Origin of the sequence: Hespellia stercorisuis DSM 15480, from assembly GCF_900142165.1 — a bacterium.
GTDB lineage: Bacteria > Bacillota > Clostridia > Lachnospirales > Lachnospiraceae > Hespellia > Hespellia stercorisuis.
Genome location: NZ_FQZY01000006.1, coordinates 17,850 through 43,643 on the forward strand (window position 1 = coordinate 17,850; position 25,794 = coordinate 43,643).

A 25,794-nucleotide genomic window follows, 5' to 3' on the forward strand; every position below is an offset into this window, starting at 1 on the left:
TGAAGCTATTTAGAATATCCTGTTTTGGATTGCGTGATTTCCAAATCGAGATTTTGTTTAATCATCATAGTGTAAAATCAGAGCGCTGTCAATATGGGGAGATATCCGGATTGCCCGGAGGAGCCATACAACGATTACAATGTCTAACAAATTATAGAGTAAAAAAAATATACTAACAATTTTCTACATTTGAAAAATTCGCCTATCTTGCTGCTGGATGAAGTAACTGCCAGCTTGGATGTGGAGAATGAACTTGCTGTTAAGGACGCTATCGCTAATCTGCTAAAGGACAAGAAAACGGTTGTAATGATCGCTCACACGCTATCCATCGTCCAGAAAGCCGATCAAATCGTTGTCATTTCCGATGGAAAAGCGGTTGAAAGTGGAAACCATGAAGAACTTTTGAAAAGGAGGGGCAAGTATGCTGCCATGTGGAACGCAGAACAGCAGCTTTCAGCATAAAAATGAGTTGGGACATGATTTATAGGCAACCCATGTATAGAATACTTTGAGGGCTTTGCACAAAGATGCAAAGTCCTCTTCCGGGTTTTTGGGGAAGTATGCTTATAGAAAAATCGTCATGTAAATTGGTAGGTAGAGGATATCATCCGCTTGTTTCAGGTCTTTTGTATAGATAATGAAACGCTGTCCGATTTTCTTCCCAAATTTCTTTTTGAACTTATCTAAAGACGTATGGCGGGCATAATTGGAGGATTTGACTTCAATAGGGCAGATGCGTTTCTCTTTGCTGATCAGAAAATCAAGCTCCATGCGATCGGCTTTATTTTCGCGGCTGCTTTTGGAATAGAAGAATAACTTATAGCCATTCGTTTTTAGAGACTGCGCAACGATGTTTTCCATAAGCATACCTTCATTTAAACTGAGCCGGTCAAAAAGTATCATCTTATAAATACCTTCTTCCATAAGTTCCTTATCAGAGAATGCAAGGCTGAGCAGCAACCCGGTATCTGCCATGTAGCATTTTAGAGTCATGCGTTCCGAATTCAGAGACAAACCGACGGTAGGATCAGTGGAGTTAAAGCAGGTGTTAATAATCATTGCCTCATCCAGCCAGATAAAGGAATCTTCATAATCGCGGAAACGGGCTTCCTTGCGGATAGAGGATAAGGTGTATTTTTTTTCGTGTTTTGATAATTGAGATGGTATCCCATCGAAGATGGAAAGGACTTTACTTTCATATCCCTTTGCAAATTTTGTGACATCATTTCGGTACAGCTCCAGAATTCGTCTTTTTACGCGATCTGTTTTCTCAAAATCTTTGGTTTGCGCATAAGTCAGGACGGCTTGCGGCATACCGCCTACGAGCATATACTGACGAAAAAGATTCATGGTCTTTCTGTGGACAGCCTCACCAACGGGGCAGTGTCGGTCAAAGCAGGTCTTTAGATAGGAAATGGTTACCTCATCGCCAAGGGCCCATAAGAATTCCTCAAAGTCCATAGGCTGCATGACAATCTTTTCTTCTTCTGAAGGAATAACGATGTGTTCAATATTTTGTTTCAAAGTAATAAGAGAGCCTGTTTCAATGTAGTCATATCGACCATCAGCAACAAAATGTTTGATCAACTGCCTTGCACGCGGATACATCTGTATTTCATCAAAAATAATTAACGACTTCCTTGTTACAAGGGTGATACCATAAAAAACAGAAAGCTTATTAAAAAAAAGATCCAGATCCATAGAATCATTTTCAAATACATCCAGAATCTGCTTTGTAATATTGGAGAAGTCTATGAGCAGATAAGAATCGTATTGTTCCTTACCGAAACTTTCTGCAATATAACTTTTCCCGACACGTCTTGCACCTTCGATGAGCAATGCACTTTCTCCATTACTTTCTTTCTTCCAATCACACAATTTCTGATATATTTTTCTTCTCATTTATTATCATCCTCCAATCAATCACGAAAACAAGATATGTTTACATGGTTATTATACACGAAAACAAGAAATGTTTGCAATGATATTATGCACGAAAACGAGAAAAGTTTATATGGCTATTATACACAAAAACAAGAAATGTTATACATTTTTGTAAACATCCAGGAAAAAGACTTGACAAATACGTAATGAATAAATACAATATAACTAAGTTATATAACTTGGTTATAGGAGAAAAATTGTATGAATGAAAATAACACATTAGATCGTATTCTGATTTACGGCAAAGACTTTTTTCTGAAATATACCTTTAAAAGTGCGCCATTGCGAAAAATTGTAGAAGCAGCAGGAGTGACTACGGGCGCTTTCTATGGTTACTTTGCGAATAAAGAAGAGCTGTTTTATGCCTTGACGGATGATACGGCAAATGGTTTGATGGCAATATTGAACTCTGTAGCAAATGATATGAACAATTTCCCTCCAAACGAAAAGATATTTAAAATGTGTGATGCGTATATCCATAGAATACCTGAAATTGTGGATTATCTGCTGGAACACCGCGATGAAATGAAGCTGATCATTGCCTGCTCACAAGGAACAAAGTACGAAAATTATTTCAATATGCTTCAAGAGAGAAATCAGGACAACATCTCGCAGAGCGCAGAAAAATCCGAGCAGATCCATTTGCTTTCGCCCGACACCATTGAATTATTGATGAGCGGTTACTTTTCAATGTTGGCAAAGCTTATAACAGAGGAAACTGATCGAGAGAAGATGATTCGCAGTATGACGGAAGTCGCAAGGATTTATCAAGGAGGAATGTTAGCTTTAATGCAAGAGGAGGCGGAATGATATGCATGAATACTACAGAAAAAATGAGGGCCGGTAGCAAACTGGCCGCAACATATTCTTGATTCAAATGACCCATTAAAATAATGCGAATAATTTGGCGGTAGCTTATGCCGCCTTATTATATAAGTGACGGTTAGTGAAAACTAACACTAGAATGAAAGGAGTTCTATTATGAACAAGAAAACCGTATTTGAACAATTAGCACAGCTTAGTTATCTGCCATTGTACGAGAAAGTACTGACGGCATCTCTTGAACTGGATGTCTATTCTCATCTGTGCGAGAAAACGACAGCTGAGATTCTCGCTAAAAAGCTGGGATGGAACGCAGCGAATACCTCTTATTTTCTGGAGGGATTAACAGCTCTTGGTTTTGTGATGAAGGAGGGAAATCTCTTCTATAATAGTGAGGAGGCGGAAAAATATCTCGTCAAAGGGAAGCCGGAGTATCTGGGAGGTTTTATACAGTACTACAGCGCGAACGAAGGTTCCATGCCTTTTGAGGTGGTAAAACTGGTGACTGAGGGACCACAGCCGATGCAGCAACAGACCAATGAACAGTCTATCGACTTTGTTTCAATGGGAGCTATGATGCGTCAGGCGCAGGAAGGTTACCGACAGCAGGAACTTTTAGAAATTGTTCGTTCTCTGCCTGAGAATGATACAATAAAGTCAGTTCTTGATCTTGGATGCGCAACCGGACTTCTTGGGATGTCGGTGGTTAAAGATAATGACGAACGCACAGGTACATTTATCGATCTGATGCCATCAGAAATCGTGATGGAATCCGCCGAACAGATGGGACTTTCTGATAGGGTCAAGGTTATGAATGGGAATTTCCTGACAGGTGACATTGGCGGTGGATATGATTTAATTCTCGCAGTATCAGTGGCACTTTTTGCCAAAGGGAACATGAATGCTTTCCTTAAAAAGTGCTATGACGTTTTGAACCCTGGCGGTGTGATGCTGGTGATTTCCGAGGGTATTGAGACGGATCACACCGGTCCCTGGGACATGGTGATGGGATATCTTCCTTATTACATGCAGGGGATGAACATGGGTGTGCAGAAAAATGAAGTCAGCGATGAAGCAAAGCGCATAGGTTTTGTGAAATGCGAAAAGCGTACGGAGATGCTTTGCTCTGGTGTTCAGGATATTGATATCTTGAGAAAATAATAGAATTCTGCGAAGTCGGACAATTGGGGAAATATCTAATCGTCCGGCTTTTTCTATTGTGAATAGATGCTTATCCTTAAAAATCTGGAAATTACAAGAAAACTTCCAGTGAATCCTTATTTTGCTATAGTTTTGTGTACTGATTTTAGAATATAATGAATGAAAACTAATACAAAGTACAGACTTTTTTGCGAAAAAACATTTACAATCAATATTAGTGCGCTCAGTAAAAATGGTTCCAAAATCAATGAGAATACTAATATCGGCTTTGGAAGGAGGCACAAAATGAACACAAACTATAGCGAAAATATAAAAAAGTTAGAAGAGTATAAGAAATGGCTGTTAGAAGATGAAAAAAGTGAGAATACAATTGAAAAATATGCAAGGGATATACGTATGTTTTTGGATTATCTAAAAGAAGAATATGAGGATGGAGAGGCAGTTACGAAACAGCATTTGATAAAGTTCAAAGAAAAGCTGGAAGGCTCTTATGCGATATCCAGTGCAAATTCTATGCTGGTGGCAGTAAATGTGTTTTTAAAATATCTTGGATTAGAATGTCTTAGGGTAAAACTGTTTAAAGTTCAAAAGCAGGTTTTTTCGGAAGAGAGTAGGGAATTGAGTAAAACGGATTACATGAAACTTATGGAGGCTGCAAAACTACTTCATAAAAACAGGCTCTGTCTCGTAATGGAAACAATCTGCTCAACAGGGATCCGAATCTCAGAACTCGAATACATCACAGTAGGTGCTGCTAAAATAGGACGTGCTGAAATAAGCTGCAAGGGAAAGAAGCGAATTATTTTTATTCCAAAAAAATTATGTAAAAAATTAATTGTATATACAAGAGATAATGAAATTGATACGGGGATAATTTTCAGAACAAAGACTGGGCGGCCGCTGGATCGCTCTAATATATGGCGCGAGATGAAGAAGCTATGTACAGACGCTTGTGTGGAGGCAACAAAAGTGTTTCCTCATAACTTCCGGCATTTGTTTGCCAGAACTTACTATAAAATAAAAAAGAATATCGTTCATTTGGCGGATATTTTGGGTCATAGCAATATAAACACAACAAGAATATATACTGTTTCAAGTGGCACAGAGCATATGAGAGAAATTGAAGAATTAGGATTAATTGTATAATTGACTACATAATAAGAATTATGTGGTCATTAATTATATGGTTTTTAAAATTATTACTTTCTATTTTAAATTCACATATTGCATTATCTGTATTTTATGCTAATAAAATCCCTCTGTTAGCATAGAAACGGTACACAAAAATGCCGGGAGGAGAATTTTCCTCTCCGCTCGGCTTTTTTGTGTAAAATATTATATTTACTAAGCTATGGTTTTCTATTTTTCGACAAAAAACGATTGTTTTTTGAGGGGCATTGTGATAACATAAAGAAAAAATTTTATGTATTACCACATAATTCTTATTATGTAGTGACATATTGTAAAAGCAGTAGAGTGCTACTTTTTTTTACAAGGAACTAATACCATGGCTATCTTAGTTTGATTCTTATGAAAATACAGGGAGGAAATAAACGTGCAATTAACAATCACGACCGATTACGCAATAAGAATTATATGTCTATTGGCTAAAGAAAATCAAATGTGTTCGTCTTCGTACATGGCATCCATGCTTGGCATACCACTTAGTTATATACCTAAAACAACCAAAATATTAAAAGATGCGGGGTTGATTGAGGCAGAAGAAGGGATACGAGGTGGATATCGATTAATAAAAGCACCTCAAGAGATTACATTGCGTGATGTCATTGTACATTCGGAAAGCACAATGAAAATCAATCGCTGCCTGGAACGGGATGGTTATTGCACTGCTAATGCAGCCTCTCAATGCAGGGTCCATAAGATACTGCTTGGATGGCAGGAAGATTTCGACAGCAAATTAGACAGCATTACGATTGCAGAGTTGATAGGAAAAGAAAACAAGAAACACTTTGGAACCTTTTATGTAGTTATGAAAGTTGATACAGAGCTACAAACATATACCCAGATGTATGCACATGACAAACAATATAAAAATAAAATACCGAAAGAGGGACTGTATTCTGAATTTGTATCTACATATCTGGAACATTTTGTTTGTGAGAAGGATGTCCAGAAAGTAAAGGAATTTCTGGATTATAGGAATTTGACGCAGGATTATTTCTATGGACATTTTGAAAAGGACACAAATTACAGGAGAAAAACAGGTGGAAAACCAGGTGATTGTGTCTGGATGGAAATGAAGGCATATTTTGATGAAGATGAAAACAGTGTGATGCTTTCCTTCCATAATTCTAAACTGGCTGATAAAAGAATGACCGCCATGGAAGAGGAATTACAAACGAAAGACCGCAATATTAGAGAGCAATACTGGAAGATGGTGTCTTTACTGATATCAGTATTGGACCATAACCAGATTATGAGTGCGGAACACAAAAACGAGATGAAGTGGCATACAGAATTACTTTATAGAAAGTTGGCTGAACTTAATCCAGACTATGGAATTACTGAGAGCGAGATTGTCGATGTGTCACATCTTGCAGCAATTCATGATATAGGAAAAATCAAAATACCAATTCAAATTCTAAATAAAGGTGGGTCATTGACAGAGGAAGAAATGGAATTGATAAAAATGCATCCATTGGAAGGTGCCGAGATGACGCTACGATTCCCGCAGGATCCATCCACAGAGATCCTGAACAGGTACAGTTATGATATCTGTCGGTCACATCATGAACGATATGATGGTACTGGATACCCAGATGGTTTGAAAGGTGATGAAATACCACTGTGTGCACAGGTGGTCGGTTTAGTAGACGTGTATGATGCACTGGTCAGTGAACGTGCGTACAAAAAGGCATTCAGGCATGAAGAAGCAATACAGACCATATTGGCTGGAAAATGCGGAACTTTTTCTGATAAATTATTGCAGGCGTTTCTAATAGCAGCCATGCAGCCGGAGTGGATGAACAACTAAAACGATAAGTATGCAGGAAACATTACGGGAAGGTGACACGAAGATGAAATGTAAAAAAATCTACAGACAAATAATTGCATACTTGCTAATCATTACAATGCTCATGACACAGGTCAATGTGGCAGTGGCGGCTGAAAATGATTCTGGGAAGAAATCCGTAGAGAACATTACGGATTCAACAGATGAGCTTACAACAGATGAAGAACAGAAAGAATTGGAAAGCCAGACTGATACATCTGATGTCCCATCATCTGATGAAGAGGAAACAGAGCCCGTAGAAGAAGCGGATAGTGATTCAGCAAAGACGCAGGAAGAGAGCGTGGATATTTCCCTGTATTATCAAGACAATAGAATCTGCATTTATAATGAGAAACAGCTGGTTTTAATCGGAAGTGGACAAGCTGTCAAAGAAGGTGATATTCAGGAAGGCTCGGATGGTGGAAAGGAGATTCAGGTAAATGGAACACCATTGCTTTATGGGCTGGATAGTAACTACTATCTTATGAATGATATATCACTAAGTGATGTCCGCTCATGGACACTGCCTGAGAGTTTTACAGGAACTTTTGTGAGTGGGGAGATTACAGAGGAAGATCCTCTTTATGATGAAGAATCGGACACCATCTTTATATATAATCGCTACCAACTTGCATTGATTATGGGAGATACGGCGGAAACAGAACCTGTTATGTCTCAGGATATGATTGCAGAAAATGTTGGGTTAGGTAATTTTATTTATCCTTCAGGTGAGGAGGATGGACAGAATTACCTCACCTATAGCTCCTCGCACCATTATGCGGTATCCCAAAAGTTTACAGAGGCAACACCGGAATTGAAGGCAAATACTTTAGTAACCTCTTTCAGTGATGAAGATGCAAAAGATGGACGAAGTTATGCGGGGCAGGTGGTCTATACCAATGGCGGCAAGGAATACATACTGATTGGAAACAAACAGCAGCTTGAGACAATCGGAAAGCCTGACGCTGACGGCAAGTATTATAAAGTTACGGAGCCGGTGTGGGGGCAGGAACAACACTTTATAGGCCTTACACTTGACCTTGGTGCGTGGACAGACACTCAGGCTGTGCCAACGCTGCTGTATACGGGAGATGCAGACATCACGGCAGATCAGACACTGTATGCAAAAGATACAACATATAAAGCGGTTGGAGGTTCAGACCACTCTGTAGGAATGTATCTTACACAAAAAAGAACGCTGTATATCGGCAGCAAGAAAGTAACCGATTCTAGTTCCGGTGCAATCACTTACACTTATGACCGAACTGCAACCGCTCATAATGTAAACATGGAGACAACAACGGATCTTACCTATTCACCCACAGCCAATTATATTATTTTCCGTGATATCGATCTGACAAACGAAGCATGGACACCGATGATGTTTTCGGGAACGATGATTGGTGCAAAGGCTACAGCGGGGAGCAGTATCTGGGATGATAGTGGAATCACAGCCAGTGAAAGACCGGTCATCTCTAATGTTTCGGTGGAACAGACCGGGGAATTACCAATTGAAAATTATATCGGTATTGGCTTCTTTGGTACCATTACAAATGAAATTAATGTAAATAATGTGGGTGTCAGTGCTGGCACGGTATCGGTCTCTAATATAGCAATCAACAATATAGCTGTTAACAATGCATCCAATACCACGAAAAATACGCAGACTGTTATAAGCGGACTCACCACTATATTAGGCGGCTTATTAGGAGGCGTTGTAGATTTATTAATTGGTGTCATATCTTTTGGAAATGTTAAATTGAATTTAAAGGATACATTAAGTGCGCTGTTAAATGCCCGTGCAGAAGATCCTACCATTTTTGCAACAGGAACATTTGCAGGCCGAGTTGTTGGCGATGTGAACATCACAAACTGTACAGTTTCAGGCAATGTTATGGTATCAAATATCAATGACCGTACCGGTGGATTTGTTGGATACAGTACAGGAATGACAGAGTATGATGGCTTATCTGATTTGCTTGGAATAACGGTCAACGTGTTGTCCTCTCTGCTGAATGCGATTCCTGGTTTGGGGCTGGGTGATTTGATTACCATTTTACTGGACAATGCTCTGCCGGTTGGAAGTCTAATTCCAACGGATTATATCAATCCCGTATTTGCAAACTGTAGTGTGGAAGGACTGACAGGCACACTGGGGCAGAAGGATAAAAATTATTCGGGTGGTTTTGTTGGTCAGCAGGTCGGTACGATTATTACAGACAGCACGATTGCCGACAGTACTTACACGATTCAGGCATCCGGCTACGGCGGCGGATTTTCCGGTCTTGCAAGAGACGCTGAAATCAAAGGATTGCTTTCGGATGTAGGGGTAGAACTGCTGAGGCTGATGCAGCCGCAGAGTATGGTGATTAATAGCAGTATAAATAACAGCAACGTAACAGTGAGTGGCGGCAATTATCTCGGCGGTTTTATTGGAGCGCAGACCAACAGCTATGCCATCAATGATAGTATAACAGGAAGTGTTGATGTATCTGCTGCAGAAAGCTTTGCGGGTGGTTTTTCCGGAATCGCAACAGTGGGCTGGCTTAGCAATCTGGGAAAAGATGAAGTTTCGGATACGAGCCTGCTTAGTACTGTAAAAGAACTTCTAACAGGACTCTTGGGTAGCAACTCATCCAAGGGTGAGATGCTGCTTTCGCTGGTTGGTGTTTCTCCTTCTGCTATTTTAGGATGTCAGATAAATGGTGCGTCCGTTAAGGTAGCAGCGAAAGATTATGCAGGAGGCATGCTTGGGCGAGGAGATGGGGTTTATCTTGCAGCATCCAGTGCAGAATATCTGGAAAAATTATCTTATTGGAAATATGATGCTGACGGTTATACAGATACCGCAGCCATTTCTGAGCGGAACAATATACTAACTGGTTTACAGGCGGTATCAGTAGCTGAAAATTATGCCGGAGGCATTGCCGGCAGTGTTGGAACGGCAAGTGTAGGCGGACTCCTGAACGGCACAATAGGGCTTGGCGGTTTTCTTGGATTTACTGCAAAGAGTGTTACGGTAACGGGTGTGGAAGCAGGATATGAGGTATCAGCAACTGGGAACTATGCCGGAGGCGGCTTTGGAGAAGCTGTTGGTGGAACTATTGCAGACATGAATCTAAGTGCAGTAAAAAGCATTTCTGCGAACAATCGAAGCGGTGGTTTTGCAGGATGTGTTGGACCAGGTGATCTTGCCGGTACTGGAGGACTGAAGTTAAGCCTGCTGGGACTGAATTTGTTGAAAGCCAATGGACTTTTGTCTGTGGCTCAGGGCGTGAACACGACAATTGAAAATATAGAAATATATGGTATTTCTGATGGATTTACGGTTGAAGCAACTGGAACAAATGGCGCAGGGGATACCAATATATTTACTGCATCAGGCTTTATTGCCAAGAGCAACAGTACGCAGGTGACCAATGCGAAGGTAACAAATTTACGTTCTGTAAAAGCGGACGGGACAGACGGTGTTGCCGGCGGGTTTATTGGAACTTCACAAAGCGGTGGACTGGCAGATGTTTCTGATGAAACTTCTCTTACGGATCTGATTCAAGCAGGAAATCTGCTTACAGCAGTGTCTTATTTGATCCCGAAATATACAACCTGTTCGGTTTCTTTTGTAGATGGTGGTTTCGTAGAGGCTGATACAGCTGGTGGATTTGCAGGGGATTTTCAGAGTGGAACCGTAGACAACAGTGCTAAAACAGATGATTATTATGCTGTATATAACATTGATCATGTTACGGGAGGAAGCTATGGCGGCGGCTTCGGTGGAAAGGTCTATTCAGGTGGTCTTGCGGATTCCAACGGTGGACTCAGCATTTTGGGCGGTCTTGCAGGACTCAGCATCAGTTCGGAAAATCTGCTTGGCGTTGTAAATGCTTATGTACCTTTTATAAAATACGCAGGAGTAAAATCAGACAAGGGATTTACTGTGGTGGCAGCTACGTTAGATGACATGGATGCAGTATCTGGAAGTGCTGGTGGATTTATTGGCTATGGAAGCGGCGTACAGATATCAAACAGTGATGTAACCAACTTGAAAAATACAAAGGTGACAGAACCTAAAACATTAGAAGCGGTGAGTGCAGATAGTTATTTTAACAATCAAAGCACATATTCCGTAACAGGCGGAAGGTACGCTGGCGGGTATATCGGATCCATGGATATCGGAAGTGCAGCTTCGGTAGGCGGCGGATTGAAGATTCTCGGAAATACCTTGCAACTTACGAATATTCTGGATGCTCTTTCCGTGGTGGTATCTACAATTGAACATTCAGACGTAACAGGAAATGTAGGCGGATTTTCTGTGCTGGCAACCGAGGCAGATAAAAATGGGGCAATCGGTATGGCAGGCGGATTTGCCGGAAATATATCCGGTGGACATATTCAGGATTCAAATTCCTATAACTTCTCTTATGTAATAGGACAGATTGCTGCCGGCGGCTATGTAGGGAATTACGAACCGGGCAATGTTGCCAATGTGTTAGGTGATGCAAGCATACTCGGCTCCTTAGTGGATACACAAGAAGCCCTCGCTTCTCTTGCGGAAGATTTTGTTCCAACGATTCGCAATAGTAGTACTACCTGCATCCCCTGTGGTGGTGCGGTGCGGGCTCAGGCATCCTCCGATACGTCGATTCAGAGAGGAATGGCCGGTGGCTATGCGGGACATAATGAAGGCGGCAACATCTGGGGGATGAATACAGATGGATGGAAGTCAGAAAACACAGGTGGACTTTCAGGAAGCTATACAGGCACAACAAGAGTTTGTGAAGCAATTCGTATCCGTTCTGTTTATGGAGCAGAATATGCCGGGGGATATACCGGGCTCATGGAAAGTGCAGACACAGCAGATACCGGAAGTCTGAAACTGCTTTGGGGACTTGTAAAAGTAAATAATCTGCTGGGCGCATTGAGTATCGTGTATCCAACAGAAGAAAATACTGCAGTCTATGGTCCTTTAGCAAAAATGGATATGGGTACATGGAACAGCTGGGTAGAACATATTGGTGTGAACGGTGGTTTCGGTGCAGATTTGGCGGAAAATGGAACCGTTACTTCGCAGGGAGAACTGGATGCGATCTTATCGAAATATATCTATGGCTATCATGTAGTGGCAGGACGTGCGGCGTATGAAAGTGGTGCCAATGTTTCTGGAGGCGGATGTGCTGGCGGATATGTGGGAGCAATGCACAGTGGAACCATTACAAATGGACAGGCATACGAGGCAAAGCTTGTTACTGCCATGCGGGCTGCAGGTGGATTTGCGGGAGAGATGTTCGCAAATGGTGCAGCAAAACTTGGAAGCGTGGATATTCTTGGACTCAAGCTGGATGTCGGTTCCCTGCTGAATGTTGTGGATGTATTTGTACCCGTGATCAAAGTTTCTTCGGTAACTGGTTATCAAAGTGGACTGACAGTGAAATCAATCGGAACAGATATAAAGCATAGCTGTGGTTATGCAGGCGGTTATGCAGGCTACCTATCAGGTGGACAAATATGGGGGGATGCAGCAGATGGCTCATCCGCACAAAACTCTGCAGGAGGATGTGACAGTAAGAAGCTATATTCGGTCACAGGAAGCAATAGTGTAGGTGGTTATGTCGGTCTTGCAACAGCAGGCTCCGTATTAGATGCCAATACCAATGCCAGCAGTGGATTGTTACAGGGTATTTTAGATACACTGATCAGTACACCGAACAGCCTGTTATCCGTATTGCAGGCAACGGTTTCCACCATACGAGGTGCAAAGGTAACGGCTGTAGATGACACTTGGGGTTATACCGTAAACGGAAGCTACAAAGAAGGAACAACAACGAAATATGCGAAAAGTGCGGGAGGCTTTGCAGGTTCTCTGGAAGCAGCAGTGCTTGGCGATGCGGATGGAACGAGTAAAGTTACAGTGGAAGGTCTGCGTGGTGTTATTGGCGGTTTGTATGCCGGCGGATTTTTTGGTCTGGCAGATGTAAGCAGTGTGGCATCAGTATCAGGCAATAATACGAGCTCCGGAAAGACAACGATTCTTGGTCTGGTTCAGGCTGGTGAAGTGAGTGTGCTGGATGCCTTTCGGACCTATATCTATTATGGGGGAGTAACCGGTATCAGCGAGGGATTTCAGGTCAAGGCAATGGATGCAGATTCAGAAGGTATCTTAGATTCCACACGATACACCGGAAATGCAGGCGGTTTTGGCGGCGGTTTGCTAAATGGAAGTATCAAGAATTCAAATGTACAGAATCTCAGCAGTGTATTGGGAATGAATTATACGGGTGGTTTTGTAGGACACTTAGGTAAAAATGGGACAGTGGATGTAGACAATGCAACCGTAGCAGATCAATTGAACCTGCTTGGTGCGACTGCAGGGGTACTGGATGTATTTGGCTCCCATGTAGATGATTCTACAGTGACTGGTATCTCGGAAGGCTATACCGTGAAATCATCAGGTGGAACGGAACAGGTTGCCGGTGGATTTGCCGGTTACAGTGATCTTTCAAAATTAGATACTTGTAAAGCCACGAATCTAAAAAAAGTGACCAGCGGACAGATTGCAGGTGGATTTGTTGGTGAGACAAAAATGAACTACGTTGCAAATGTTGAGGTAAGTTCTACGCTGTTAAACGTAATATTAAAAGTCGTCAATGCCCTTGTGAAGCTGCTCTATCTTGATAAGGCAGAAGATTGGGGTGTGATTGATCTAGGTATTGGTAATTTACTGGGATTAAAGGTATTAAGTGATGGACAGCTGCTCTATGTAAATCTTTTGGGATTAAAAATTGGGGTTGCACTGTCAAAAGCGGACACAGAAAACGAACAACTAACAGATGTTGCAATCATTACATTGGGAGACTCTACGGTAAAACTTCCTTGTACCGAGGAGGGAATTGACAGCTCGGGTACCAGCCAGCTTGCTGTTACACTGATCAAGGGAAATCGAAGCAATATTGTTTCCTCTAGGGTAACAGGAATTGCACGTGGCTATGACGTGTATGGTGGCGGAGCAACAGATGATGCGGATGGAACAGCTGAGAATGGTTATAGTGGTGGTTTTATAGGGATTAATAATGAAGGTGTATTTGAAAATAACGTAATGACCTTCTGCGATGTAGTACGTGGTACAAAAGATTTAACCGGACCATTTACAGGAACAACCAACCTTAAGTCCACCTATTATTTCAATACGATAAGATCCATTGAGGGAACGGGCAATCAATACAGTGTCTACCGGGCATTGAATGAGAAATTAAGTAATGCGCTGACAGCGGGAAATAGCCTTATCAGTGAAGCCAAGACCGACGAAACAACGGCAACTGCCTATAACCGTTACGATGTAAAACATCTAAATGTTATTCAAAAATATTCCGATTTGAAAGATGCGGTTATGGCAGAAGATAGTGCTGGTGATCATGCGGTTGCACTTGCTGCATATGAGAGTCCGGCAAAAGCAGTGCTTATGTCGGATACAAAGGTGCTGGATATCAATGATTCATTGACACCGGAACCGGGAGATATGCAGGACCCGTGCGAAGAAAGTATTAATGTGACCATTCAGAAAATATGGAAGGATTGGAATGACTGGGATAAGCTTCGCCCAGATGCTATAACAGTTACCATTTATCAAAACTATACAGATGCAGAGGGTAAGATACAGACGGTCAGATATTCCAATCCCAGTGATCCGAAGTTTGAAAATCCACTGACGCTGACAGCCACAGAAAATGGCTCCAATTGGTCCGCAACCTGGAAAAAGGTAGTGGAAGGACTTCCAGTGGCGTTTAAGGATAAGGATGGCACCATACGATATTATTTTTATACAGTAGAAGAAACTACGGTGGATGGATATATTACGACAATCGAATATGACAACACTGGATATGTGGCAACGATCACCAATCGCCATGACCCAGAACTTCCATTTACGGGAGGCAAAGGGCTTCTATGGCTTATTATATTAGGAGTGGCAATTGGAGGATACGGCATCTATCGCCGGGAAAAAAGAAAAAAAGAGAAACTGAAGGAAAGCATTCCATAGAAAACGGAGGGGAAAATATGAGTCGGAATTCCAGATTGCCACCAGAAAAATTCTATTAGGTAACTATAAATTTAAGATAAAGACAAAAAAGAAAGGCACAAAGAAAAGGTGACGAAGATGAAAAGGTTTAAGAAAATGAAAACCATGCTGGCAGTGCTGCTGGCCATGGTACTGACACTGGGGATGGGCACAAGTGTATTTGCAGCAGCTAACAACAGCATACAGGTAACAGGCAATAAGGAGTTTGCGGGTAAGAAAGTGGACGCTTATCAGATGTTTAGTGCGACAACATCGGGTACTGCAATTGCGTATACGTTAAATCCACAGTATGAGAGTTTTTTCAAGAGCAATGCAGATTATGGATGCACGGACCTCACAGGTACGGCATTATCTGACGCAGCATATCAGTATGTTCAGAAGTTAGGAAGCAATGATGATGCTAAAGTAACAGCATTTGCAAAGGAAGTTTCTGACTATATGAGAAATAATACTACTGAAACATTTACTGTTGCAGGAACTGCAACAGCATCTGAGACGGGCGCAGCAACTATTACTGGTCTTGAGGATGGATATTATCTTGTGCTCCCAGATAGTGGTTCAACCAGTGCTACAAGAAAAACCGCTGCACAGTTAATCAGTGTGACAGGTGGAAGTACAGAAGCAATCAACTTAAAAAGTGAGTATCCAACGGTTGACAAAGAGATTACCGGTGGAACTGCGCCGGGAGCAACAGATGCAAATATTGGAGATACCGTGACCTTTACACTGACATCAAAAGTACCGGATATGACAGATTATGATACCTACACTTTTAAGTTTCTGGATACCCTTTCAAAAGGGCTGACCTTTGGTTCCGTTACAAGCGTAACTGTTGATGGAGTTGCAATTACCCCGGAGACTGACTATACGGTATCATCAGCACCAAATACAACAGATAATACCAAGACAGATGTAACGATAGAGCTGACAGGAATGAAAGATAAGTATGCTGACAAGGCAGGGAAGACGATCGTTGTTACTTATACCGCTACGTTGAATGAAAATGCTGTAAGTGGAACAGTTGGAAATGAAAACTCCGCTAAAATAGAGTATTCAAATGACCCTACTGGAAATGGAACAGGAACATCCACACCAGATGTAGTAAAAACATATACCTTTGACTTTACTCTTGATAAATATACCGGTACATACGGCAATGATGCAACACGTCTTGCGGGAGCAACCTTTGAACTTCGCAAAGGAGCGGATGCAGGTTCTGCAGCAGCAATCAGTCTGATTCAGGTGAAGGCTGGAACCGCTACAGAAGCAGCAGTTTATCGTCCGGCGAAGGCTGGTGAGACTGGAACGGTTACATCTGTAACGACTCCGGAAAGTGGTAAGATTCAGTTTACAGGTCTGGACGCAGGAACCTATTATCTGTTCGAGACAGCGGCACCAGATGGATATAACAAATTAGCAGCACCTATTACAGTTGAAATTAGCGCTGATTATAATAAGACTACAGGAGAATTAGAGACAGTATCTGTTAAGTACAATGGTACAGCTGCTGAAACTGGAAATATTGTTCCGGTCCAGAATAATACAGGTACCACTCTTCCAAGCACTGGTGGACTTGGTACATTACTTCTTACCATCGCAGGTGTGTGTCTTGTGATCTTTGGACTGGTACGTCGTAACAGAAAAATGAAGGTAAATGGTTAAGCCATGAAAAAGAAATGCTTTGATCCCATATCCGTAATCATTATTTTGGCTGGTCTTGTGATTCTTGCCTATCCATTTGTAAGCAATTACTTACTGGAAAAAAATTCCAGTAAAGCAGTGGGGAGTTACGAAGAAGCACTTGCGAATTTAACAGACGAAGAAGCAGAACGGATATTGGAGGAAGCGAGAAACTATAATGAGCAGCTTTTTGCTCGGAATGGAAGCGAGTTGCCAAGCAATGAAAGCACTGGAACTGATAATCTGGAAGAAACCTATTGGAATATTCTAAACATTACAGACAGTGGGATGATGGGATATATTACAATTCCAAGATTAGATGAAACCATGCCAATTTATCACGGAAGTGCAGAAGAGGTACTGCAGGTAGGAGTTGGGCACCTGCAGTATACCTCGTTTCCGGTAGGAGGAGAATCCACTCACGCAGCACTTTCCGGGCATCGAGGTCTGACTTCAGCAAAATTATTTACGGATTTGGATCAGATGAAAACAGGAGACAGATTCTATCTTCATATATTGAAGGAAACCTTTGCCTATGAAGTGAATCAGATCGTGACAGTGGAGCCGAATCAGTTAAACGAACTTTCCATTTCGCCCGGCGAAGATTATGTGACATTAGTAACCTGTACCCCTTATGGGATCAATTCCCATCGATTGTTGGTGCGGGGAACACGAATACCTTACGAAGAAAAAACAGAAGAGGAAGATGTCAAAAATGCAGGCTTTTTCATCTCACGGCAATATTTGTATCCGATCATAGGAGCTGCTGTACTATTCCTGTTTTTCATTCTTCAAAAAATAGTATCAAAAGTCAAAAGAAAGGGGTGACAGTATGATAAATCGAATCCATAGAACAATATATGGATGCGTGCTTTTACTGGTAATGCTCCTAAGCAGTCATTTGGCTGTTTGGGCGCAGGACAGCGGAAGTATTACGGTGGAAGCAAAAACAAGCCGCAATGAACAGACGATTTATTTGTCAGGAGACACATTTGCTGTCACTCAGATTGCTGATGCACAGGTTCTCGAAAATGGAGGCATTGTCTATACGACCAGGGAAAAATTTTCACAGTTTGAAACCTCATGGGATGAAAAAAATGCCTCACAATTAAATACTCTTGCCAGCCAGTTAGAAACCTATATCAACCAAAATCATTTAGAGGAGTTTACACAGGTTACGGCATCTGATGGTACGGCGTTGTTTCAAAACCTGAATACAGGAATTTATCTGGTATTTAGACAGAAGGCAGATGAGGCAAATAAAGGATATACAACAGCTCCTGCCCTTATTAGCATACCAGATACGGACGCAGGAAATTATCTATATCAGGTCAAGGCAGATTTGAAGATAAATTGGGAAGATAAACCAATCCAGGAATCACCGAAAGAACCGGAGGTTGAAAAACCGTCGGGCGGTGTATGGAATCTTTTGAATAGTGTCAAGACAGGAGACAGCACCGTTATTGTAGGCTGGATTCTGTTGGGGATACTTGCTTTATTCATAATTTTAATCTTGATTAGAAAAAGGAAAAATGTTAAGTCCAATATAAAGTAAAGAAAGCAGCGAACTCTATAGGGTTCGCTGCTTTCTGTTTGCACATCATGGGCGCGCTTTAAGAGGGACGAGTCCCCAACATGCCCAGGTAGTGGCAAATGCTGATAAGATCGTTGTTCTGGACGATGGCAAAATCAGTGAAATGGGAACACCTGCTGAATTGATGGAAAAGGGGGGATTATACTCACGCTTGATCAAACTGCAACAGGGAAAAAATAAAGTTTGTTTATGCTCTTGACTTTTCCTTTTGGAGTATGTTACAATTCACACTGGTTAGACAAAACTAACCAATGTGAATAAATCATTTTGGACTCCTTTCTGCATAAAGCAGGCTGACTGCTGAAAACAGCTGCTTCCCTTTGAAAAAAGGGCAGAAAGGTTTTCAGGAAAGAAAAGGTGAAAGAATGGACTACTTAGAAATTGAAAAAGTGTTTGGCAGAGAAATTATCGATTCTCGTGGAAACCCTACGGTTGAGGCTGAGGTCTATCTGGCTGACGGAACAGTTGGAAGAGGTGCAGCACCGAGCGGCGCATCTACTGGAGAGTTTGAAGCACTGGAACTTCGCGATGGAGAGAAGAATCGCTTTGGAGGCAAAGGTGTTCAGAAAGCGGTAGATAACGTGAATACTAAGATTTGTGATGCGCTGACAGGAATGGATGCATCCGACATATATGCAATAGATCAGGCTATGATTCAGGCAGATGGAACAAAGGATAAATCAGTATTGGGAGCAAATGCAATTCTGGCAGTTTCTATTGCGTGCTGCAGAGCGGCAGCAGCTGCACTGGATATTCCGCTATACCGTCTCCTTGGTGGCGTAAATGGAAACAGACTTCCAGTTCCAATGATGAATATTCTAAACGGTGGAGCTCATGCGGCAAATACAGTAGATGTACAGGAATTTATGATTATGCCTGCAGGAGCAGACAGCTTCTGCGAGGGACTCAGATGGTGTACGGAAGTATTTCATGCACTTGGAGCACTTCTGAAAGAAAAAGGCTTAGCGACCGGTGTGGGAGATGAAGGCGGCTATGCACCCGATCTTGGAAGCGATGAAGAAGCGATTGATTTCATTCTTGAGGCGGTGAAGAAAGCTGGATACGAGCCAGGAAAAGATTTTGTAATCGCAATGGACGCAGCTTCCAGTGAGTGGAAGACTGGAAAGACAGGTGAATATCTCCTGCCGAAGACAGGAAAGAAATTTACATCTGCTGAATTAGTAGAACATTGGAGCAACCTGTGCGAGAAATATCCAATCTATTCTATTGAAGATGGTTTGGATGAGGAAGATTGGGAAGGCTGGAAGTATATGACAGAAAAGCTCGGTTCTAAAGTACAGCTTGTGGGAGATGATCTGTTTGTTACGAACACAGAGAGACTTCAGAAAGGAATTGCCAACGGTTGTGCAAATTCCATTTTGATCAAATTAAATCAGATCGGTTCGGTATCCGAGACTCTGGAGGCAATTAAGATGGCACATAACGCTGGATACACAGCAATTTCTTCACATCGCTCAGGCGAGACAGAGGATACGACCATTGCAGATCTTGCAGTTGCGCTGAACACTTGTCAGATTAAGACTGGTGCACCGAGCAGAAGCGAACGTGTTGCAAAATACAACCAGTTGCTTCGCATTGAAGAACAACTCGGCAAAAGTGCGGTATACCCAGGTTTTGATGCATTTCATATAAAAAGAAATAAATAGAAGATAATAAGTAATACAAGTGCTTGGTAAAATGACGAAGCACTTGTATTATTTTTACATATTATGAAAAAAGAAATGGTTCATTGCGGTTCGTAATCGTAGTTGATAATATTTCTCTAAATAATAATAGTAATTGTTATTGACATTTTGAAATAGTTAGGTTACACTAACCACATGGCAATATAAACAAATCATAAATAGAAGGAGAATGAAACTATGAATACAAAATTAGCGGAAATGATGAACCAGTACATTGCAGACACAAGTGTAGAATATGTCAAGCTGCATAACCTTCACTGGAATGTAACCGGAGGACAGTTTAAAGCAGTGCACGAATATATTGAAACACTATATGATGCGCTGGCTGACGTAGTGGATGCAACAGCAGAAGTTTTAAAGATGAACGATCAGATGCCCCTTGGAAGCATGAAGGATTATTTGGCAATTACAAAAATTGAAGAATTAGACAATGTAGAAAAAAGTGTAAAATCAGTTCTTGAAATTGCTCTCCGTGATATGAAATTATTAAAGGAAGAAGCGGAATCCATCCGAAAAGAGGCACAAGAGGATGATTCGTTTGAAGTGTCAAACAAAATGGAATCAGATATTGAAAATTATGCAAAAACAATCTGGTTTGTTTCTTCAATGCTGAAATAAAAGTTATGAAAAATCAGAAGAAGATGCATTATTCAAGACAACGAGAGAAAATACTTGAATACGTACAGAACAGAACTGACCATCCATCCGCTGAACAGATATACTTGTACATGAGAGAAGAAATCCCGAATATTAGTCTTGGAACAGTGTACAGAAACCTCAAAGTACTAGAAGAAATGAAAGAAATACGAAGAGTGCTCACGCCGTTAAATGAAGAGAGATATGATACCAGAATGGATAATCATGCACATTTTATATGCCGGAATTGTGGCAAAGTGATTGATCTAAATACGGTAGATAACTTAAAGACTGAACAGCTGTGTGAAGATCCTTCTCTGGGGGCGATATATACTGTAACTGTTACAATTGAAGGGGAATGTGCAGAGTGTATGGAGATAGAAAAAAGTGGAACTGTAACAAGGATGAAAGCGTAATAAGTGATAAGAATTTAAAATGGCGGAAAAACTAAGCAAAATTAAAACGAATACAAACAGGAGGACATAAAGATGTCAATGATTAACAAAGAAGTAAGTGATTTCGAGGTACAGGCATATCAGAACAATGATTTTAAAACGGTAACAAAGGCGGATATTTTAGGAAAATGGAGTATCTTTTTCTTCTATCCAGCAGATTTTACGTTTGTGTGCCCAACAGAATTAGAAGACTTGGCGAATAAGTATGAGGAATTCAAAAAAATAAACTGCGAAATATATTCAGTTTCATGCGACAGCCATTTTGTACATAAGGCTTGGCATGATGCGTCTAAAACAATCAAGAAAATCAATTATCCAATGCTGGCAGATCCAACCGGAACTCTTGCAAGAGATTTTGATGTGATGATTGAGTCTGATGGCATGGCAGAGAGAGGGAGCTTTATCGTAAATCCAGAAGGAAAAATCGTAGCATACGAAGTAATCGCCGGAAACGTCGGAAGAAATGCTGACGAACTTTTCAGAAGAGTACAGGCTTCTCAGTTTGTAGCAGAACATGGGGATCAGGTGTGCCCTGCCAAGTGGCAGCCGGGAGCTGACACATTAAAACCAAGTCTTGATCTTGTTGGACTGATTTAGAAGGTATCTAAGCGATGGAAAAAAACATGTATGATTTAATTATTGTAGGCGCGGGCCCGGCAGGGCTCTCCGCCGCAATCTATATGGCGAGAGCGAAATACAAGGTACTGGTGCTGGAAAAAGAAAAGACGGGCGGACAGATTACGATTACGTCGGAGGTCGTCAATTATCCAGGTGTTGAACTGGCCAGTGGGAAGAGCTTAACGGACAGTATGAGACGACAGGCAGAATCATTTGGAGCAGCATTTGCAATCGCAGAAGTGAAGGAAATGAATCTGGAGCAGGACATCAAAGAAGTTCATACAAACAAAGGAGATTTTCAATCATTGGGTGTGATCCTTGCGGTCGGTGCGAATCCGAGAAAACTGGGATTTGAAGGCGAGGAGACATTTAAAGGGAGAGGTGTTGCGTACTGTGCAACCTGTGACGGAGAATTCTTCACAGGCATGAATGTTTTTGTGATAGGTGGTGGATTTGCAGCGGTAGAGGAAGGTATTTTCCTCACAAAATATGCAAAACATGTGACGATGATTGTTCGCTCAGAAGATTTCAGCTGTGCTAAGACCGTGTCAGACAAGCTGAGTGGAAATGAGAAGATTACCGTTAGATTCCGTACGGAATTGATAAAAGTAGAAGGCAATAGCACGATGAAAAAAGCAGTATTTCGGGACAGGAACAGTCGCGAAACATGGGAGTACGATGCGGACGAGGATGGCGGATTTGGCGTGTTTGTGTTTGCGGGATATGCACCGAATACCGAGTGGCTTCCAAAAGCACTTCAGCTTAATGAACAGGGCTATATTGTGACAGATGGAAATCAAAAAACAAATCTCGATGGCGTGTATGCCGCCGGTGATGTGTGTGTGAAAAATCTGAGGCAGGTTGTCACTGCAGTTGCGGATGGTGCAATCGCGGCAACTTCACTCGAGCACGTTGTGACGAAGCTTCATAAAAAACTCTCCATACCAGAGTTTACGGTAATAGTGCCTGAACAAAAAAAGGATTCTGATACAGGAAATGCGGAAACAAACGGTAATACGATGAATTCCAATGATACGAACAGTGCTGGCGGTGTATTTCTGGATGACGCAGTCAAAAGTCAACTGGTGCCGCTGTTTGACAAGTTTCAACAGCCTGTATGTGTACGGGCATGGCTTGGCACGGATAAAGTGTCGAAAGAGGTAGAAAGCTTTCTGGAAGAGTTCACACAAATGACAGACAAGGTTTCATGGGAGAGGGCAGAAGAAAACGTACCGGAATATCTTCCTGCTATGGAAGTGATAAATCCGGATGGAAGTGCTTCAGGAATGATTTTTCACGGCGTTCCCGGAGGTCATGAGATTAATTCCTTCGTAATAGCACTTTACAACGCTGCAGGACCTGGAACCGCAATCTCACCTGACAATAAAGAAAAAATCCGGGAGATGAAACAAAACATAAATATGAAAATGCTGGTTTCACTTTCCTGCACGATGTGTCCGGAGCTTGTGATGTCAGCGCAGAAGATTGCATCATTGTCAGATAATGTGACGGCGGAAATGTTTGACCTGACGCATTATCCGGACCTGAAAGACAAGTATCAGGTGATGAGTGTGCCTTGTATGATTATCAATGATGATCAGGTGCTGTTCGGAAAGAAAAACGTGGAAGAACTGCTGGAAGTGTTAGAGCGAACTAACAAAAAATAATCAGGAAAGAGATGACAAATGCTTTGCGATGGCTGTGGATTGGTCCTTTCTTCTTGTAAAACGGTGTGGTTTCAACTATAATATAGAGAATATATTGTGTAAGAGAAGACTCTAGTCGTAAGGAAAAGTGGGGTGTGAAGTTATGGCACTTAAGAATAAGTTAGATATTACGGATTCAAGCGAACTTGCCAGAGAGGAAGAGCGAATCAGCAAAAAGAAAGCATTGCAGATGTTTGAAAATGGATATTTAGATACATTGAATGCGGGAACATTTAAAGCACTCTCCGAGATTCACAAATACCTATTTGAAGACATTTATGAATTTGCAGGACAGATCAGGGATGTGAACATAGCAAAAGGAAATTTTCGTTTTGCACCTGTGATGTATTTGGCAGTCTCAATAGAAAACGTAGAAAAAATGCCACAGAATACATTTGATGAAATTGTTGAAAAATATGTTGAAATGAATATCGCACATCCATTTCGAGAAGGGAATGGCCGAAGCACAAGGATATGGCTTGATCTGATTTTGAAAAAAGAACTGAACAGGGTGGTTGATTGGAGCCTTGTGGATAAAGATGATTATTTACTGGCGATGGAAAGAAGTCCAATCAAGGATGTTGAGATCAAGGTTCTTTTAAAAGCGGCTCTGACGGATAAAATCAATGATAGAGAAGTGTATATGAAGGGAATCGACCATAGTTATTACTATGAAGGATACACACTGTATCAAACAAAAGAACTGTGAAGAATTATAAGAAGAGAGAAAAATAACGCAAAAGGACAGTATTTACAGCGTCAATGGCTGCAACACTGTCCTTTCTGATGCAAAGCTGTCTGAAAAGGAAATTCACATGCTTGAGCAGACAGCGAAAACGAATGCATGCGATGTTTCTAAATGAGAAAATATCTTAATAACACATCTTGATATTGCCACCCTTTTGTAAAGGGTGTATTCTTAAGGCGGTTAGAGTGAACTAACAAAAAAAATCAGGAAAGAGATGACGGTTATGGGAAGATATTATCGCTTCTCAAAGAAGGTAACAGATGAGCAGGTAAAGTTAATAGAAAAGGAAATGAGACAGTTGGAAGATGTGGAATCCGTGGAAGTTACAAAAGATCACACCTTTCTAAAGGTTGTCACCAAGGATGATCAGTTTGCAGAGGTAATGAGTAAGGCTGTGAATATCTGTAACAGGCACGCAAATGGAACGGAGATTTCTTTTGCTCGATTTGCTACAGCCTGACATTGTCAGACAAGACACAAGACAAATATGATTATAATAAAAGGTGTTCATCGTTGAGTTGGTGGACATCTTTTTTCGATATACACGTCATTTGTCAGAATCTATCGAAAATTCAAAACAATAAAAATTGTCAGGAGGAACGAAAATGAGCTTTTTTCAAAATACATGTAAGCCAGAAGGTCTGGCGGGAAAAATGATGGTGAAGATAATGAATAACGGTCACGTGCAGATGGCAGACTGGGGATTTTCGCATTTACTAATCCAGAATGGAGACAATTTATGGCAAAAGAATTTGTAAGCGATCCCTTTGTAGGGGAGATCGGGGGGAATATCCCCAAGAATAAAGAAGAGATGGAAGAGGATCTTCTGGAATTTTTATATCAGCGCTGGCTGGACGGCAAATCAATGAAAGCAGCAGATGTTGCCGTTGATTTCGGCATCAGTAAAGCGGAATTAAACGGGCTGCTGCGAAGAATGGTGAGACACAACTATCTAAAGGAGATTGTTCCGAAAGAGGATCTGATCCTGACAGACTTTGGAAAGGCACAGGGAATGGAGTGCCTGCACAGACACGAGAACCTTACGACTTTTTTACAGCTTGTAAGTGGAATGGAGCTGGAGCAGGCACAGGAAAATGCATGCCGTCTTGAGCATATCATTGACAAACAGGCTGTACAGGGGATTATGGATTTTGTGCGGCATGGCGATGTTTACGAACGAAAGGTGAAATATCTGGATCTCAGAACGATGTATACGGTGGGAGAGTACGGTGCATGCATGATACTCTACCGGGTCGGTGAGCGGTCTCCCAGAATCCTGGCGCGCGAGCAATATTTTCAGGATGAAGGAATCCTGGTTGTGGACGAAGAGAGAAGCTGCTTCTGGTATAAGCTTAGAGAGGAAAAAAAGAGACTGATCGTCTGGTACAGGAAAAATGATCAGTGGGTAAAAGCAGAGAAGTCCGAATACCCAAAGCAAGCAGGACATACAACGCAGCCGGAGTATGGATACATCTTGCCGACTACGTTATTCACGTTTACTACAAGTGCCGCGATGCCGTTTCTGGAGGGGGCGCTGATGGTCGGACTGACAATGTGGGACGAACTGCCGACCGCAGAAAACTGCAGGGAGTTGTTCGTATATCTATTACAAAAATAACCCAACGAAAGGATTTAAGGAA

18 protein-coding genes and 1 pseudogene are annotated in these 25,794 nt (G+C 41.6%); 18 read left to right on the plus strand and 1 reads right to left on the minus strand.

The genetic code is table 11. The annotated features are described in order from the left end of the window. Positions 1–189: 189 nt before the first annotated feature. Positions 190–462: pseudogene (locus tag BUB85_RS00990) on the plus strand (ABC transporter ATP-binding protein); the annotation flags it as partial. 102 nt (positions 463–564) lie between these two features. On the opposite strand, the gene BUB85_RS00995 reads toward BUB85_RS00990, so the two are convergent. Beyond that, positions 565–1,902, minus strand: a complete 1,338-nt coding sequence (locus BUB85_RS00995) for an ATP-binding protein (RefSeq protein WP_073103920.1) — start codon at positions 1,900–1,902, stop codon at positions 565–567. Between the two features lie 243 nt (positions 1,903–2,145). On the opposite strand from BUB85_RS00995, the gene BUB85_RS01000 reads away from it, so the two are divergent. The 17 genes from BUB85_RS01000 (at position 2,146) to BUB85_RS01075 (ending at position 25,772) form a co-directional block, all read left to right on the plus strand. Next, positions 2,146–2,754, plus strand: coding sequence for a TetR/AcrR family transcriptional regulator (locus BUB85_RS01000; RefSeq protein WP_073103922.1), 609 nt, complete (start codon positions 2,146–2,148; stop codon positions 2,752–2,754). A gap of 171 nt (positions 2,755–2,925) precedes the next feature. Continuing rightward, positions 2,926–3,927: a class I SAM-dependent methyltransferase gene (locus BUB85_RS01005; RefSeq protein WP_084533865.1), complete on the plus strand. Its 1,002-nt coding sequence runs from the start codon at positions 2,926–2,928 to the stop codon at positions 3,925–3,927. A 285-nt stretch (positions 3,928–4,212) separates the two neighbouring features. Next, positions 4,213–5,073, plus strand: a complete 861-nt coding sequence (locus BUB85_RS01010; RefSeq protein WP_073103926.1) for a tyrosine-type recombinase/integrase — start codon at positions 4,213–4,215, stop codon at positions 5,071–5,073. A gap of 409 nt (positions 5,074–5,482) precedes the next feature. Then, a complete protein-coding gene (locus tag BUB85_RS01015) occupies positions 5,483–6,922 on the plus strand; it encodes an Rrf2 family transcriptional regulator (protein ID WP_073103928.1) in 1,440 nt (479 codons plus the stop codon). Positions 6,923–6,965: 43 nt separating this feature from the next. Continuing rightward, positions 6,966–14,972, plus strand: a complete 8,007-nt coding sequence (locus BUB85_RS01020) for a Cna B-type domain-containing protein (RefSeq protein WP_242945284.1) — start codon at positions 6,966–6,968, stop codon at positions 14,970–14,972. Positions 14,973–15,089: 117 nt separating this feature from the next. Next, entirely contained in the window at positions 15,090–16,673 is a 1,584-nt protein-coding gene (locus BUB85_RS01025) for a SpaH/EbpB family LPXTG-anchored major pilin (protein WP_073103930.1), read from the plus strand. A gap of 3 nt (positions 16,674–16,676) precedes the next feature. Continuing rightward, positions 16,677–17,519, plus strand: a complete 843-nt coding sequence (locus BUB85_RS01030; protein WP_073103932.1) for a class C sortase — start codon at positions 16,677–16,679, stop codon at positions 17,517–17,519. Positions 17,520–17,523: 4 nt separating this feature from the next. Continuing rightward, positions 17,524–18,246, plus strand: a complete 723-nt coding sequence (locus BUB85_RS01035; RefSeq protein WP_073103936.1) for a pilin N-terminal domain-containing protein — start codon at positions 17,524–17,526, stop codon at positions 18,244–18,246. 404 nt (positions 18,247–18,650) lie between these two features. Then, complete coding sequence (eno, locus tag BUB85_RS01040; protein ID WP_073104139.1) at positions 18,651–19,952, plus strand: phosphopyruvate hydratase; 1,302 nt, start codon at positions 18,651–18,653, stop codon at positions 19,950–19,952. Positions 19,953–20,168: 216 nt separating this feature from the next. After that, positions 20,169–20,609: a Dps family protein gene (locus BUB85_RS01045; protein WP_073103940.1), complete on the plus strand. Its 441-nt coding sequence runs from the start codon at positions 20,169–20,171 to the stop codon at positions 20,607–20,609. 5 nt (positions 20,610–20,614) lie between these two features. After that, entirely contained in the window at positions 20,615–21,043 is a 429-nt protein-coding gene (locus tag BUB85_RS01050; protein WP_242945287.1) for a Fur family transcriptional regulator, read from the plus strand. A gap of 72 nt (positions 21,044–21,115) precedes the next feature. Then, entirely contained in the window at positions 21,116–21,679 is a 564-nt protein-coding gene (gene ahpC / locus BUB85_RS01055) for an alkyl hydroperoxide reductase subunit C (RefSeq protein WP_073103943.1), read from the plus strand. Positions 21,680–21,693: 14 nt separating this feature from the next. Beyond that, positions 21,694–23,367: an FAD-dependent oxidoreductase gene (locus BUB85_RS01060; RefSeq protein ID WP_073103946.1), complete on the plus strand. Its 1,674-nt coding sequence runs from the start codon at positions 21,694–21,696 to the stop codon at positions 23,365–23,367. Positions 23,368–23,509: 142 nt separating this feature from the next. Next, complete coding sequence (gene fic, locus BUB85_RS01065; RefSeq protein ID WP_073103949.1) at positions 23,510–24,115, plus strand: protein adenylyltransferase Fic; 606 nt, start codon at positions 23,510–23,512, stop codon at positions 24,113–24,115. 262 nt (positions 24,116–24,377) lie between these two features. After that, positions 24,378–24,614 (plus strand): hypothetical protein, encoded by a 237-nt coding sequence (locus tag BUB85_RS01070; RefSeq protein ID WP_073103953.1) that lies wholly within the window; start codon positions 24,378–24,380, stop codon positions 24,612–24,614. 145 nt (positions 24,615–24,759) lie between these two features. Then, the gene (locus BUB85_RS21340) at positions 24,760–24,912 is read left to right on the plus strand and encodes a hypothetical protein (protein ID WP_159434597.1); all 153 of its coding nucleotides are present in this window, start codon (positions 24,760–24,762) and stop codon (positions 24,910–24,912) included. Beyond that, a complete protein-coding gene (locus tag BUB85_RS01075; protein ID WP_073103957.1) occupies positions 24,894–25,772 on the plus strand; it encodes a metal-dependent transcriptional regulator in 879 nt (292 codons plus the stop codon). Before BUB85_RS21340 ends, BUB85_RS01075 begins: the two co-directional genes overlap by 19 nt. Positions 25,773–25,794: the final 22 nt, after the last annotated feature.

Excerpts from the sequence above, each read along its gene's own strand:
- BUB85_RS00995 (WP_073103920.1), bottom strand. The coding sequence starts at position 1,902 with ATGAGAAGAAAAATATATCAGAAATTGTGTGATTGGAAGAAAGAAAGT.
- BUB85_RS01000 (WP_073103922.1), top strand. The coding sequence starts at position 2,146 with ATGAATGAAAATAACACATTAGATCGTATTCTGATTTACGGCAAAGAC.
- BUB85_RS01005 (WP_084533865.1), top strand. The coding sequence starts at position 2,926 with ATGAACAAGAAAACCGTATTTGAACAATTAGCACAGCTTAGTTATCTG.
- BUB85_RS01010 (WP_073103926.1), top strand. The coding sequence starts at position 4,213 with ATGAACACAAACTATAGCGAAAATATAAAAAAGTTAGAAGAGTATAAG.
- BUB85_RS01020 (WP_242945284.1), top strand. The coding sequence starts at position 6,966 with ATGAAATGTAAAAAAATCTACAGACAAATAATTGCATACTTGCTAATC.
- BUB85_RS01025 (WP_073103930.1), top strand. The coding sequence starts at position 15,090 with ATGAAAAGGTTTAAGAAAATGAAAACCATGCTGGCAGTGCTGCTGGCC.
- BUB85_RS01030 (WP_073103932.1), top strand. The coding sequence starts at position 16,677 with ATGAAAAAGAAATGCTTTGATCCCATATCCGTAATCATTATTTTGGCT.
- BUB85_RS01035 (WP_073103936.1), top strand. The coding sequence starts at position 17,524 with ATGATAAATCGAATCCATAGAACAATATATGGATGCGTGCTTTTACTG.
- eno (WP_073104139.1), top strand. The coding sequence starts at position 18,651 with ATGGACTACTTAGAAATTGAAAAAGTGTTTGGCAGAGAAATTATCGAT.
- BUB85_RS01045 (WP_073103940.1), top strand. The coding sequence starts at position 20,169 with ATGAATACAAAATTAGCGGAAATGATGAACCAGTACATTGCAGACACA.
- BUB85_RS01050 (WP_242945287.1), top strand. The coding sequence starts at position 20,615 with ATGAAAAATCAGAAGAAGATGCATTATTCAAGACAACGAGAGAAAATA.
- ahpC (WP_073103943.1), top strand. The coding sequence starts at position 21,116 with ATGTCAATGATTAACAAAGAAGTAAGTGATTTCGAGGTACAGGCATAT.
- BUB85_RS01060 (WP_073103946.1), top strand. The coding sequence starts at position 21,694 with ATGGAAAAAAACATGTATGATTTAATTATTGTAGGCGCGGGCCCGGCA.
- fic (WP_073103949.1), top strand. The coding sequence starts at position 23,510 with ATGGCACTTAAGAATAAGTTAGATATTACGGATTCAAGCGAACTTGCC.
- BUB85_RS01070 (WP_073103953.1), top strand. The coding sequence starts at position 24,378 with ATGGGAAGATATTATCGCTTCTCAAAGAAGGTAACAGATGAGCAGGTA.
- BUB85_RS21340 (WP_159434597.1), top strand. The coding sequence starts at position 24,760 with ATGAGCTTTTTTCAAAATACATGTAAGCCAGAAGGTCTGGCGGGAAAA.
- BUB85_RS01075 (WP_073103957.1), top strand. The coding sequence starts at position 24,894 with ATGGCAAAAGAATTTGTAAGCGATCCCTTTGTAGGGGAGATCGGGGGG.